Origin of the sequence: Enterobacter sp. Ag1 (assembly GCA_000277545.1) — a bacterium.
In the GTDB taxonomy this organism is placed as follows: domain Bacteria; phylum Pseudomonadota; class Gammaproteobacteria; order Enterobacterales; family Enterobacteriaceae; genus Cedecea.
The window spans coordinates 97,926-111,163 of sequence record AKXM01000046.1; the positions used below are offsets into that span (position 1 = coordinate 97,926).

Annotated in this window: 14 protein-coding genes; 9 read left to right on the forward strand and 5 right to left on the reverse strand. The window is 55.0% G+C overall.

Features of this window, described 5'->3' with window-relative positions:
• Positions 1–20: 20 nt before the first annotated feature.
• The 3 genes from hha to A936_RS18095 all read left to right on the forward strand — a co-directional run bounded on the left by hha (position 21) and on the right by A936_RS18095 (position 1,640).
• Positions 21–236: a hemolysin expression-modulating protein Hha gene (gene hha / locus A936_RS18085; protein ID WP_008460299.1), complete on the forward strand. Its 216-nt coding sequence runs from the start codon at positions 21–23 to the stop codon at positions 234–236.
• 250 nt (positions 237–486) lie between these two features.
• Positions 487–1,038: a maltose O-acetyltransferase gene (gene maa / locus A936_RS18090; RefSeq protein WP_008460300.1), complete on the forward strand. Its 552-nt coding sequence runs from the start codon at positions 487–489 to the stop codon at positions 1,036–1,038.
• 125 nt (positions 1,039–1,163) lie between these two features.
• A complete protein-coding gene (locus tag A936_RS18095; RefSeq protein ID WP_008460303.1) occupies positions 1,164–1,640 on the forward strand; it encodes a YlaC family protein in 477 nt (158 codons plus the stop codon).
• Between the two features lie 3 nt (positions 1,641–1,643).
• On the opposite strand, the gene ykgO is transcribed toward A936_RS18095, so the two are convergent.
• From ykgO to A936_RS18105, 3 genes are all read right to left on the reverse strand, one after another.
• Positions 1,644–1,784, reverse strand: coding sequence for a type B 50S ribosomal protein L36 (gene ykgO, locus A936_RS22995; RefSeq protein WP_003859006.1), 141 nt, complete (start codon positions 1,782–1,784; stop codon positions 1,644–1,646).
• 3 nt (positions 1,785–1,787) lie between these two features.
• Positions 1,788–2,048, reverse strand: coding sequence for a type B 50S ribosomal protein L31 (locus tag A936_RS18100; RefSeq protein ID WP_008460319.1), 261 nt, complete (start codon positions 2,046–2,048; stop codon positions 1,788–1,790).
• A 124-nt stretch (positions 2,049–2,172) separates the two neighbouring features.
• Positions 2,173–4,077 (reverse strand): methyl-accepting chemotaxis protein, encoded by a 1,905-nt coding sequence (locus tag A936_RS18105; RefSeq protein WP_008460321.1) that lies wholly within the window; start codon positions 4,075–4,077, stop codon positions 2,173–2,175.
• A 379-nt stretch (positions 4,078–4,456) separates the two neighbouring features.
• On the opposite strand from A936_RS18105, the gene A936_RS18110 reads away from it, so the two are divergent.
• The 6 genes from A936_RS18110 (at position 4,457) to A936_RS18135 (ending at position 10,674) form a co-directional block, all read left to right on the forward strand.
• The gene (locus A936_RS18110; RefSeq protein WP_008460324.1) at positions 4,457–5,494 is read left to right on the forward strand and encodes an isopenicillin N synthase family dioxygenase; all 1,038 of its coding nucleotides are present in this window, start codon (positions 4,457–4,459) and stop codon (positions 5,492–5,494) included.
• Between the two features lie 29 nt (positions 5,495–5,523).
• On the forward strand, positions 5,524–6,330 hold the full coding sequence (locus A936_RS18115) for a MetQ/NlpA family ABC transporter substrate-binding protein (protein ID WP_008460325.1): 807 nt from the start codon (positions 5,524–5,526) through the stop codon (positions 6,328–6,330).
• A complete protein-coding gene (locus tag A936_RS18120) occupies positions 6,327–7,118 on the forward strand; it encodes a methionine ABC transporter ATP-binding protein (protein WP_008460326.1) in 792 nt (263 codons plus the stop codon). The genes A936_RS18115 and A936_RS18120 overlap by 4 nt, the downstream gene beginning before the upstream one ends.
• Entirely contained in the window at positions 7,115–7,774 is a 660-nt protein-coding gene (locus tag A936_RS18125; RefSeq protein WP_166864839.1) for a methionine ABC transporter permease, read from the forward strand. The genes A936_RS18120 and A936_RS18125 overlap by 4 nt, the downstream gene beginning before the upstream one ends.
• A gap of 202 nt (positions 7,775–7,976) precedes the next feature.
• Positions 7,977–9,227, forward strand: coding sequence for an oligosaccharide MFS transporter (locus A936_RS18130; protein ID WP_008460328.1), 1,251 nt, complete (start codon positions 7,977–7,979; stop codon positions 9,225–9,227).
• Between the two features lie 4 nt (positions 9,228–9,231).
• Positions 9,232–10,674: a glycoside hydrolase family 32 protein gene (locus tag A936_RS18135; RefSeq protein ID WP_008460329.1), complete on the forward strand. Its 1,443-nt coding sequence runs from the start codon at positions 9,232–9,234 to the stop codon at positions 10,672–10,674.
• Here A936_RS18135 and A936_RS18140 read toward each other — a convergent pair.
• Both A936_RS18140 and A936_RS18145 read right to left on the reverse strand, forming a co-directional pair.
• On the reverse strand, positions 10,669–11,664 hold the full coding sequence (locus A936_RS18140) for a LacI family DNA-binding transcriptional regulator (RefSeq protein WP_008460330.1): 996 nt from the start codon (positions 11,662–11,664) through the stop codon (positions 10,669–10,671). The genes A936_RS18135 and A936_RS18140 overlap by 6 nt on opposite strands.
• A 43-nt stretch (positions 11,665–11,707) precedes the next feature.
• Complete coding sequence (locus A936_RS18145; RefSeq protein WP_008460332.1) at positions 11,708–13,108, reverse strand: PTS transporter subunit EIIC; 1,401 nt, start codon at positions 13,106–13,108, stop codon at positions 11,708–11,710.
• Positions 13,109–13,238 lie beyond the last annotated feature (130 nt).

Genomic DNA, 13,238 nt, shown 5'->3' on the forward strand with positions numbered 1-13,238 from the left:
AAAATACTTAAGGCGAATTTATGACTACCAAGCTCACTAAGACCGATTATTTGATGCGCCTGCGGCGTTGTCAGACAATTGATACGCTGGAACGCGTAATAGAAAAAAATAAATATGAATTATCAGATAATGAACTGGCGGTATTTTATTCAGCAGCCGACCACCGTCTTGCAGAACTGACGATGAATAAACTGTATGATAAAATCCCACCCTCAGTGTGGAAATTTATTCGTTAATAGCTGTCTTATTAAATAATATTTAAAATCACATTTTATCTTCTGTTATTGTCTGGTTTGTCTCAGTCGATGTTACACAGGTTTGGATTAACGCCCGTTAACCAGCCAGCGAAATACCGCCAGCACTCCTCAACGCTAACCTTCCGCGCCGCAGTCTGCGACGTGAGGTCCATCACGCTCGGGGAACGATACCCACTCTTTTCTTCCGAAATTCAGGTAGCCTTGCAGGCCACTGAAGAGGGAACCCGTGATGAGTGAAGAAAAGCGTAAAATGATTGCCGGAGAGCTATACCGGCCTGGAGACGAAACCCTGCAGCTGGAGAGCCACAAAGCACGCCAACTGCTGCATCGCTACAACCAAAGTTCGCCGGACGAACAGGCGTACCGCGATGAGATCCTCGCCGAGCTGCTTGGCCAGAGCGAAGGGGCTTACATCGAACCCACTTTCCGCTGCGACTATGGCTACAACATCTACCTGGGTAAAAACTTCTACGCCAATTTTGAATGCGTCATGCTGGACCCTTGTCCTATTCGCATTGGTGACAACTGTATGCTGGCACCTGGCGTTCATATTTATACCGCGACCCATCCCCTGGATGCAGAAACACGAAATAGCGGCGTCGAACTTGGCAAGCCGGTGACAATTGGCAATAACGTCTGGATTGGCGGACGCGCGGTTATTAATCCGGGCGTCACCATTGGTGATAATGTGGTGGTGGGTTCAGGCTCGGTAGTGACCAGAGATATTCCAGCCAACTGCGTTGTGGTGGGTAACCCGGCCCGTATCATTAAGACACTTTAAGTCGGTCAGGCTTGTTAACTGTTATGGTTATTTTTGGCTTATCTGTTACTTTTTTGCCTGGTCCCTGGTTCTTAAAATAGTCTGGCCACGCGTACAACCGAAACAGAGAACTTAGAAGGCACACCATGTCAGAAATTCAGCGCCTGCTTACCAATACCATCGAACATCTGAATGAAACTGAAAAGCGCGATAACCGCCCGCGCTTCAGTATCAGTTTTATCCGCAAGCATCCCGGATTATTTATCGGCATGTATATCGGCTGGTTTGCCACAATGTGGGTAATGCTGGAATCAGAAACCCTGGCGGGCTCAGTATGGCTGCTGGTCGTGCTGTTCGCGCTGATGAACGCGTTTTTCTTCTTTGACGTCAACCCTCGCTACCGCTACAGCGATATTGACGTTCTCGACCTGCGCGTTTGCTATAACGGCGAATGGTACAACACCCGCAACGTGCCCACGGCGCTGATCGATGAAATTCTTAACTCCCCAGGCGTGGATGAAGAGCAAAAATCTTTGTTGCACAAAATGCTCAACCGCAAAGGGGAACTGTCGTTTTATGATGTCTTCTCACTCACCCGCCAGCAACCTGCGGGTGAGCGATAACCGCTAGCGACGTTTCTTCCGTCCCTGCACCGCTTTAAAACGCGGATTAGATTTGCAAATCACATACAGCCGCCCCTTACGCTTCACAATCTGGCAATCGGGGTGGCGCTGTTTTGCACTGCGAAGTGAATTCAATACCTGCATTTCTTAAGACTCCTTCCCGCCAAAGAACTTGCCAAAACGCTGCTGGAAGCGCGCCGGGCCGCCTTCATTGACGAAGACTTTCTGTTTGCCGGTGTAATGAGGATGTGAAGCAGAAGAGACTTCGATCGTCACGTAGGGGTAAGTCACCCCGTCCAGCTCAATCTCGCGGTCGGTTTTGATCGTCGAGCCCACTTTAAAATATTCATTTACGCTGGTGTCGTGAAACACCACGGTCCGGTAAAACGGATGGATATCGCGCTGCATAAAAATTATTCCGATATGTTATAACGTAACAATAAAATAAAAGATGATTGGGCAAATTGCAAGCGGGGTTTCAACGGGAAGGTAGGCCAAAAAGAAACGGGCACCGCCTGGGTGCCCGCTGTGATTAGAGTTTAAATCCGGCGACTACACGCTCAAGCTGAGTGGATTGTTCCGCCATCGAATGCGAGGCGGAAGAGACTTCCTGGACCAGCGCGGCGTTCTGCTGCGTGGTGCTATCCAGCTGATTAATCGCCAGATTCACCTGCTCAATGCCGGTGCTCTGCTCGCGGCTGGAAGACATAATTTCGGCCATCAGCGTCGTCACGTTACGCACGCCCTGAGTCAGCTCTTCCATGGTGCTGCCAGCCTGATTAACCAGCTCAGTCCCCAGATTCACATTGCTCACCGAATTTTCGATCAGCGCTTTAATTTCCCGTGCCGATTGCGCAGAGCGCTGAGCCAGGCTGCGAACCTCAGAAGCCACAACCGCAAAACCTCTGCCCTGCTCACCGGCTCGGGCGGCCTCAACAGCGGCGTTGAGCGCCAGGATATTGGTCTGGAAAGCGATGCTGTCAATCACGCTGATAATATCCACCACTTTGCCGGAAGAAATCTGAATAGCATTCATCGTGCTGACGACCTGCTTCACCACTTCTCCCCCTTTCACCGCCACGCTGGACGCTTCGCGCGCCAGCTCGTTGGCGTGGGCGGCGTTGTCGGCATTCTGGCGAACGGTGCTGGTCAGCTCCTCCATCGAGGCCGCCGTTTGCTCAATCGAACTGGCCTGATCTTCGGTGCGGGCGGATAGATCCTGGTTGCCCGTCGCAATCTGATGAGAGGCCGAAGAAATGGCCCTGGCGCTATCCCCAACCTGCCGCAGCATGGTTTGCAGGTAACTAATCACGCCGTTAAAACTGTCGATAATGGCGTTAAATTCCGGGCTGCTGGTTGGCTCAAGGCGCTGCGTCAGGTCGGCACCGCCGGCGGAAAGGCGGCTGATGTTGTGGTTAAGATCGCCCAGGCGGCGCATCATATTGCGAACAAACAGCACCAGGATCCCGAGCAAAACGATCGCCATCGGGATCTGCACCATGCCAAGGCGAAGCAGAATCGCGTCCGTTTGTTTGGTCAGCAGCGCAGTTGGCAGGTCAACCGCCAGAATCCACGGGCTGCCTTTTACCGTCTGCAAAATAACGGTGTGCGACGTGCCATCGTTATCGTATTCATTCTCACCGCTCTGGCCGGCATTAAAACCAGGCAGCATTGCCTCAACCGCTTTCGCCATTGGCAGCGAGCCGCTCAGCTCAGAAAGATTCTTTAAGCCCGCCGTTTTGCCAATCTGATCCGCGTTACCGACAACTTTCCCGTCAGCTTCGATGATCAGCACCTGGCCTTTCACCGCCTCGCTCATCTGTTTGGCCAGCTGATTAAAGAAGCCCAGCGTCACGTCGATGGTTGCCACGCCCCACGGCTGCCCCTCTTTGGTAATCGCCATGGCGCAGTTAGTCCTTGGCTGGGGGCTGGCGTCATCCTGGTAGGCGTTCGCCCAGGCACATTGCCCTGCCGGAGAAGCCAGCCCGGCTTTGTACCACACCTGCTCGTAGTAGTTAGGCGCGGCATCCGAGTTCCAGTAGGTATTTTCTTCAAGTTTATTGCTGCCGTTGCGGGCAAAGAAAGTGCTGAACTTATTGCGCCCCGCCTCGCGTTTTTCCGGCAGAGGCCAGATGCCGCCGCCAAACACGTTCACATCCTGGTACTGATCCACCAGCGTCGGTAATAACTTATTAATATCATCGCTTTGCATCGCAGACACGGACTGGGTAATGCTGCGCATCTGCGCCTGCACCCGGTTCATCTGCTCGGTAATATTGACCGCCACGTTATCCACTTCGAAGCGAATCAGTTGGGTTTCATTGCGCTTCAGCTGCGGCGTCACAAAAAAGTGAATCACCAGCGAAGTGACAGCAATTAACAACATGAAAAACAAACATAAAGAGGTAATAAATCGGGATTGTGTAGTTTTTAGCATGATGAAGACACCTGGGGGTAGAAAGCGAAACGCTTAGCAACCTCTTCGGCATAAAACCCATAAACTTAACTGCCGCCATAACTTAACTGCTCGTTAACTATTTCTAAATGTAATGAAGCCTCAGTGAAATCCATAAGTTACCCCTATTCATTGAAATATTTTGCAATGATTAGACTTTTCTCGTTTCCGCAAATGCTTAGAACCCCACCGGGTCATACCTTAGAAGATAACAATATTGGGCGAGGTTTTTTGATTGCGGCAAGGTAAGCGCTAACGCTACCCGACCGTATCCAGAAGGACATTGCCATGATGCTGTGCCGCTGTTGTGCCGAACTCAACCCGACCGCCTTTTCTAAGACTTTATTGACCGGAGTAAACTATGAGCACCAATCCAGGCCTGGCACTGCCGATTCTTGACCTTTCCCAGCTGAGCGGCAGCGAAACTGACCGTTCGGCCTTCCTCAGCCAGCTGCGCTACGCCGCGCGAGAAATTGGCTTTTTCTACCTGATCAACCACGGTATCAGCCCTGACCTGCAGCAGGCGGTCCAGGATGAAGCCCGCAGCTTCTTTGCCCTCCCTGACGATGAAAAACAGCAGGTGGCGATGATCCACTCGCCGCATTTCCGTGGCTACAACCGCGCCGCCAGCGAACTTACCCGCGGCCAGCCCGACTGGCGCGAACAGTTTGACCTCGGCGCAGAGCGCAATGCATTGCCGCCGGATGAATACGCCCCGGCGTGGCGTCGCCTGCAGGGGCCAAACCTCTGGCCGACCGCCAGGCCAGAACTCAAGCCCACGCTTTTACAGTGGCAAAGCGAAATGACCGCGGTGGCGTTAAAACTGCTGCGCACCTTTGCCGAAGCCCTTAGCCTGCCGGTCGATGCCTTTGACGACCTTTACGGCAACCTGCCCAACGAACACATCAAACTGATTCGCTATCCTGGGCAGTCTGCCACGCAGAGCAGCCAGGGCGTGGGCGCTCATAAAGACTCCGGCTTCCTGAGCTTCCTGCTACAGGACGAGAAAAAAGGCCTGCAGGTCGAAGTCTCGCCGGACAACTGGGTCGATGCCCAGCCGCTGCCGGGCAGCTTTGTGGTCAACATTGGCGAACTGCTGGAGCTGGCCACCAACGGCTACCTGCGAGCCACCGTCCACCGCGTGGTTTCTCCTCCTCAGGATGAAGAACGTCTGTCCATCGCCTTCTTCCTTGGCGCACAGCTCAACGCCGTCGTGCCGGTTTATCAGCTCCCGGAATCGCTGGCCCGCGAAGCCCAGGGGCCAGAAAGCGACCCGCAAAACCCGCTGCTGCGCGACGTGGGCTGGAACTATCTGAAAGGCCGCCTGCGCTCACACCCTGACGTGGCGGAGCGCTATTACCCGGATGTCCTTCGTAACAGCAGTGAACTGATCGCTTAATAACACATTAAAACAAAAGGAAAATAATGATGAAAAAGACCGCTTTTAAATTGGCTGGCGTTGCGCTGTCACTGTCTCTGGCTTTCGCGGCACAGGCCGCAGATGCGCTGCGCGTCGCGGCAGATCCGGTCCCGCATGCGGAAATCCTCGCCTTTGTGCAAAAACTCGACCCTAATCTCAAGCTGAAGGTCGTCGAACTGAGCAACGGCGTTAACGCCAACGAACTGCTGGCGAACGGCGACGTCGATGCCAACTACTTCCAGCATGTGCCTTATCTACGTGACCAGGAGAAAGCGCTCGGCAAGAAATTTGTCGTTGCCGCCACGGTACATATCGAACCGCTGGGCATCTACTCGCACAAATACAAAGACCTGAAATCCATCCCGGAAGGCACAACCATCGCGGTGCCGAACAACGTCACCAACCTCAGTCGTGCCCTTTACCTGCTCCAGGACAAGGGCCTGATCACCCTCAAACCGGAATTTAAGGACGCCGCCACCAACCAGGCAACGCCCAAAGACATTGCCAGCAACCCGAAGAAGCTGAAAATCCTGGAAGTTGAATCCCCGCAGATTCCCCGTTCGCTGGATGACGTAGGCCTGGGCGTGATCAACGGCAACTATGCGCTGGAGGCCGGACTCAGCCCGGCCAAAGACTCCCTTGGCCTGGAAAGCGCCACCCATAACCCTTACGCCAACATTCTGGTCACCAACCCGAATCTGGAAAACGACCCGCGCATCAAACAGCTGGCGAAAGACCTTGAATCCCCTCAGGTGGCCGAGTTCATTCGCAAGCAGTACAACGGCTCGGTGATCCCGGTAGAGACTAAGTCATGATCGCCCTTGAGCGGCTGAGCAAAGTGTACGCCGGAGAAGGCCGACCGGCGCTGGATGACATTAACCTTGTGGTCCCGGATGGCGCTATTTACGGCATTCTGGGCCGCAGCGGCGCCGGGAAAAGTACGCTTATTCGCTGTCTCAATCTGCTGGAGCGGCCCACCTCGGGCCGCATTATCATGAATGACCGGGACATCACCACTTTTAACCAGCGCGAGCTGCGCCAGCACCGCCAGCGCACCGGCATGGTGTTCCAGCATTTCAACCTGATTCACGCCCGCAGCGTGGAGGACAACGTTGCCGTGCCGCTGGAAATCTCCGGCACACCGCGTGAGGCTCGCCAAAAGCGCGTTGCCGAGCTGCTGAATCTTGTGGGCCTGAGCGACAAAGCCAAAGCCTTTCCCTCCCAGCTTTCCGGCGGGCAAAAACAGCGCGTTGGCATTGCCCGGGCGCTGGCCGCCCACCCGGAAATCCTGCTCTGCGATGAGGCCACCAGCGCGCTGGATCCTGACACGACCGCGTCAATACTGGCCCTGCTGGCGGACATCAACCGCCAGCTTGGGCTGACGATCGTACTGATCACCCATCAACTGGAAGTCGTCAAAGCCATCTGCGATCACGCGGCGCTGCTGGAGCACGGCCAATTAATCGAAAGCGGCCCGCTGTCTGAACGATTAGTCGACCCGTTCTCCAGGTTACGCACTTCGCTGCTGCACGACGCAGAGGCCGAACGCGAGTTCTTACGCCGCCACGGCGTGGAAGGGAGAGTCTTATGCGAAGTAGCATGAGTTGGGAAGATCTTTGGCCGCTCCTGCTGGACGGCACCCTCGACACGCTTTACATGGTGGGCCTGGCCGGGCTGTTTACCGTACTGATTGGGCTGCCGCTCGGCGTCCTGCTGTTCCTGACTCGCCGGGATGCAGTATTGCCCGCGCCCCGCCTGAATCAGGTACTCGGCAGCATCATTAACGTGGGGCGCTCGTTGCCGTTTATTGTCCTGCTTATCGCGCTGATCCCGCTGACCCGCATTATCGTCGGCACCACGCTCGGCAGCACTGCCGCTGTGGTGCCCATCACCATCGGCGCCTTCCCCTTCTTCGCCCGCGTGGTCGAAAGCGCGCTGGATGAGGTAGACAAAGGCCGGATTGAAGCCATTCTGTCGATGGGCGGCAACGCCTGGCATGTGGTGAGTAAAGTGCTGCTGCCCGAGGCGCTCCCTGCCATTCTGGCGGGCATCACGCTGACAATAGTGATGCTGATCGGCTTCTCTTCAATGGCCGGTGTTATCGGCGGCGGCGGCCTGGGCGACCTGGCGATTCGCTACGGCTACCAGCGCTTTAACAACCAGGTCATGGTCGGGACCGTCATCATCCTGATTGTAATGGTGCATCTGGTGCAAAGCCTCGGCGACCATTTAGTTCGCCGCCTGGCCCATCGCCGCTGATCCGCCCTGATGAACGCCCGATGCTCTGCATCGGGCCACCCTCTAATTTCCCTCTTTCGCTGATGATCCAATCTGGATCACAAAACCACATTGTTAACGTTAACTATTGCGATTAACATCACATTTATGAAGCTTACGCTCTTCTCCCAGCCAAAAGTTAACGTTAACAATACAGTCATTCAAGCATTCAGAGACTGCACACATGGCACTGACCAAACGCAATAAACACCACTATCTGATCCTGAGCGGGCTGCTGTTTACCTTTTTCTGGACCTGGTCATCGGCGTTTTCACTGATCGCCCTCTGGCTGAACCAGAAAATCGGCCTGAAAGGAGCGGAAACCGGGCTGATCTTCTCCATCATCGCCTTTACCGCCCTGTGTGCCCAGCCGCTGTACGGCTTTGTTCAGGACAAACTGGGGCTTCGTAAATCGCTGCTGTGGGTGATAGGCGTCCTGCTTCTGATAAGCGGCCCCTGGTTTATCTTCGTCTGCACGCCCTTGCTCCAGATAAATATTGCCGCAGGTGCTATCAGCGTCGGGCTTTATGTCGGGGCAACCTTCTTCGCCGGGATTGGTGCGCTGGAGTCCTATACCGAGCGCGTCAGCCGCATCGTTGGCTTTGAATACGGCAAGTCACGCATGTGGGGCTCTTTAGGCTGGGCTGGCGCTACATTTTTTGCCGGGCTGCTCTTTAATCTCGATCCACAGCTGAATTTTTGGATGGGTAGCGCCTCTGCCTGCCTGTTTCTGCTGTTGCTGTGGCGCATGCGCGATATGCAACCCAACGCCCTCAGCGAACTGGAATACGGCAAAGCCAGCGCCCTTACGCTGACCGATGCCTTCGGGCTGCTGAAGCTCTCTCGCTTCTGGGCGCTGGTCCTTTTCGTTTGCGGCGTCAGCGTCTACAACGTATACGATCAGCAGTTCCCGGTTTATTTCGCCTCGCTGTTTAACGACGTACAGCGCGGCAACGAAATGTTTGGTTTTCTCAACTCTTTCCAGGTCTTTCTGGAAGCGGGCGGAATGTTTCTCGCCCCAATGCTGGTTAACCGCATCGGTGCCAAACGCGGTTTGCTGCTCAGCGGCCTGATCATGGCGATGCGTATTTTTGGCTCCGGGATGGCAAGCGATCCGCTGACCATCTCCTGCATGAAGCTATTGCACGCCGTTGAGCTTCCTATCCTGCTTATTTCAATGTTTAAGTACATCACCACGCAGTTCGATCAGCGACTCTCCGCCACGCTGTATCTGGTGGGCTTCCAGTTTATAACGTCAATCTGTGCCACCGTACTTTCTCCACTGGTGGGGCGCGGCTACGACCAGCTAGGCTTCGCAGACACCTACATGATTCTGGCCGGACTGGTTCTGGCACTCACGCTGATATCCGCTTTTCTGCTCAAAGACTCAACCCCCGGGAACGAACATCCTTCTTTAAATCTGACCACCAGGTAATGCTATGAATACCCCACTGAACAAGGCGCAATCCGCCTTAGAAACTCTGCAAACAGCGCGCGGCAACGCCTTTTATCCGCTCTATCATCTGGCCCCACCCGCAGGCTGGATGAACGATCCTAACGGCCTGATTTATCACAATGGCCTTTACCACGCCTTCTATCAGCACCACCCGTTCGATCAAAACTGGGGGCCAATGCATTGGGGGCATGCCACCAGCCGGGATATGGTTCGCTGGGAACATCAGCCCATTGCGCTGGCGCCGGGGGACGAATGGGATCGCGATGGCTGCTTCTCCGGCAGCGCGGTGGACGATAACGGCGTGCTCTCGCTGATTTACACCGGGCATATCTGGCTGGAAGGTGCGGGCAATGACAGCGCTATACGCCAGGTGCAATGTCTCGCCACCAGCGAAGACGGGGTTCACTTTAAGAAACAAGGCGTCATTCTCACCCCACCGCCCGGCATCATGCATTTCCGCGATCCGAAGGTATGGCAACAGGAGGGCACCTGGTGGATGGTCATTGGCGCCCGGGACGAGCACGATCGAGGCAAAGTATTACTTTATCGAGGCAATTCACTTCGTGACTGGCAGTTAGATCGCATTCTCGCAGAAGCCAACGCGGATATGGGTTATATGTGGGAATGCCCGGATTTCTTTCCGCTCGGAAACAGCCAGATCCTGATGTTTTCCCCGCAGGGCATCAAGGCTAAAGGCCTGGCTTATCAGAACCTGTTCCAGAGCGGCTATTTGCGTGGGCGATGGCAACCGGGGAAAGGCTTCACCGTTTATCAGCCGTTTGAAGAGATGGATCACGGCCACGATTTTTACGCCCCGCAGTCCTTTGTCGCCGAAGATGGCCGCCGCATCGTGCTGGGATGGATGGACATGTGGGAATCTCCCATGCCTTCTAAACGCGAAGGCTGGGCGGGTTGCCTTACCGTGCCGCGCGAGCTGTGCGTGATGCCAAACGGCAAACTCTACCAAAATCCGGTTCACGAACTGGCAACGCTCCGCACCGGGGAGCAATTAGTGCTGCCCTGCGTGCTGGATACGCAAGAGCTGATGCTGCACCCGAATGCAGAAGCCGTGGAGTTAGAGATAGCCTGGGAAGCCGGGCAAAGCACGGCTGAACGCTACGGTATTCGCCTTGGACAGGGTTGTGAGCTGTTTGTCGATGCGTTGACGCAGCGTCTGGTGCTGTCACGCGGCTATCAGGACGCGCAGTTGGACGGCAATCGCAGCGTGCCGTTATCGGAAAAAGGCGACCTGCATCTGCGGATTTTTATCGATCGCTCTTCCATCGAAGTCTTTGTTAACCAAGGCGAATATTGTCTCAGCAGCCGCCTCTACCCGCAGCCAGGGGAACGTCAACTGGAACTGTTTGCCAGTCACGGGAAAGCCTTATGCCGGGGCGGCACGCTGTGGCAATTGAACGCGCTATAGCGAAACGCGCTTGACCAGCGGGCAAGGCAGCCGCTGGATGCCGCTGCGGGTCAACCCGTCAATTAAATGCAATGCCGCCTGGCGACCAATCGCGTCATGCGGCAACTGAACCGTCGTCAGCGGCGGAAGGAACAAATCACCGATCCCTATCTGATTATCGAATCCAAGCACAGCCACCTGCTCAGGAATTGCCACGCCCTGCGCCAACAGCGTCTGCCAGGCCACAAAAGCGATGCGGTCATTACCGCACACCAGCACATCGAAATCCGCTTTTCCCTGCTGGCAATGTGCCAGAACAAGCCCAGCCAATTCAGGATAATGGCTATCGCCCCACTGCATGTGATACTGCATCACAGTCTCAACGTCGAGCCCGGCTTCGCGCCAGGCCTGCTCGAATCCATCCTGACGAGAACGGCTGGCAAGCGCTTCTTCGGGCAGCCACAGGCAAAGCGGACGGCGGTATCCCCGCTCAATCAGATGGCGAGTGGCCTGGTACTGCCCGTTAAAATCATCCGGAATGTAACTCGGTAAATCAGCATCATCACTAATACAGTTGGCCAGCACCACCCGGTGGTTTTTTAGTACCGCAGGGAGCTCAACGTGCCGCAGCCCCATCGAGGTAAAAATGATGCCGTCCGGCCGCTGAGCCAGGAGTTGATTCACTGCCCGCTCGGCGTCGTCAGCAGAAAGAATATTAATGAGAAAACTGTTCCAGCCTCGCTCACGTGCAGTCTGCTCAATGGCCAACAGTATTTCTACAGAATAGGGCGTGGTGGCGGTGTCCAGCGCCAGAATACCGATTGTCGATGCTTTAACGCCTTTGCTTCGAATCTTCCTGGCGGAATAGTCCGGCACATAATTCAGCTCATCAATGGCCCGCTGTACCCGCTCCCGGGTCGCCGGGCTAACGTGTTCAGCCTGATTAATGACCCTGGAAACGGTCATCAGCGACACGCCCGCCAGGGTTGCAACATCTTTCAGAGAAGCCATATCCAATCATTCAGCACGAGAGAAAAACCGATAGTAGCGGTTTTTACACGCTTTTACTCGACGAGAATGCGTTTGTCTCTTTCTCACGCACCAGCACGGTGGTCAGCGCGAAAGAAAGTCCCAGCGCCAGCGCCACGCCCAGCAGGGCAAAGATAAAGTACGGCCCAATATAAGCGGGCAGACTAAAAATGCTCGACAGAATATAGCCGTACAGCCGCACGCCGAAGAACGCGATGAAGGCCGACGCAATCGAACTGGCAACCGTGGCGGCAATAAACGCTTTCTTGTAGCGGGTTAACACGCCAAACAGCGCCGGTTCGGTAATCCCCAGCAGCGCGGAGATCCCGGCAGAGAGCACCACCGAACGATCCGCCTTCGACTTGCTCTGCCGCCAGATGGCAAACGTCGCCCCGGCGATAGCCATGTTGGCCATAAACATCATCGGCATCAGCATGTCATAGCCGCGATCGGTAAAGTTCTGCAGCGCAATCGGCGTCATGGCGTGGTGCATTCCGGTCAGAATCGCTATCGGGCGAATTGCGCCCACCACCAGCCCGGCGAAGCTCGCGGAAATCCCGAACAGCCCTTCAATAAACCAGGCCAGCCCTTTCCCTAGATAAATCCCCAGCGGGCCGATCACCACCAGCGCCACCAGCGCGGAGATGAATAACGTCAGTGTCGGGGTGAACACCGTTTTCAGCACGTCAGGCATAATGCTGTCCACCCAGCGGTGGATGTAGCTCAGCGCCAGCACCGAGAAAATAACCGGGATCACGCTGGAGGCGTAGTTAAACACCGAAACCGGGATCGCATTCAGAAAATAGAAAGCATCCACCGCGCCCGCCTGATGCGCGGCCAGCGCTTTCGCCGCCTCAATCAGCGACGGATACATGAAGCAGGCCGCCACCGCCGCCGCGAGGTATTCGTTAGTTTTAAACATTCTTGCCGCGGAGATCGCGAGGAAAAACGGCAGGAAATAAAACACGCCGCTGGCGATGAGATCGATAACGATCACCGTATCGCTTTTGGCCGAAATCAGCTTGAGCGCCACCAGCCCGGCCAGCAGGCCTTTGATCATCCCCGCCCCGGCTATTGCCGGGACAATCGGGCCAAAAACGCCGGAAACCGTGTCCATAAACAGCGACACCAGGCTCTTACGCTCTTTCTTGCCAGTAGAAGCGGCAGGAGCCTCTTTTGCGCCGCCAAGCAGCGCAGTCAGTTGCTCATACCAGCTGTTCACCTGCGGGCCGATGATTATCTGAAACTGATCGCTTTGTGTCTGCGCGCCCAGCACGCCGGGCAGCTTTTTGATCTCCGCCTGGTTCACTTTATTATCATCAATTAAATCGAAACGCAGACGCGTCATGCAGTGCCAGACTTTATTAATATTATCCGTCCCGCCGACCAGACGAATAATAGAAGCAATGACGTCACGACTCTCCATGAATAACTCCCCGGTGTTGGTTTATTGTTATGTGTTGCTGCGCCGATGGTAGAGAATCGAAAAATCAAAAACAAACCAATGAAACATGACAATCGTCACAAATAGCTAAAACAAAAGAAAAACAACAGCA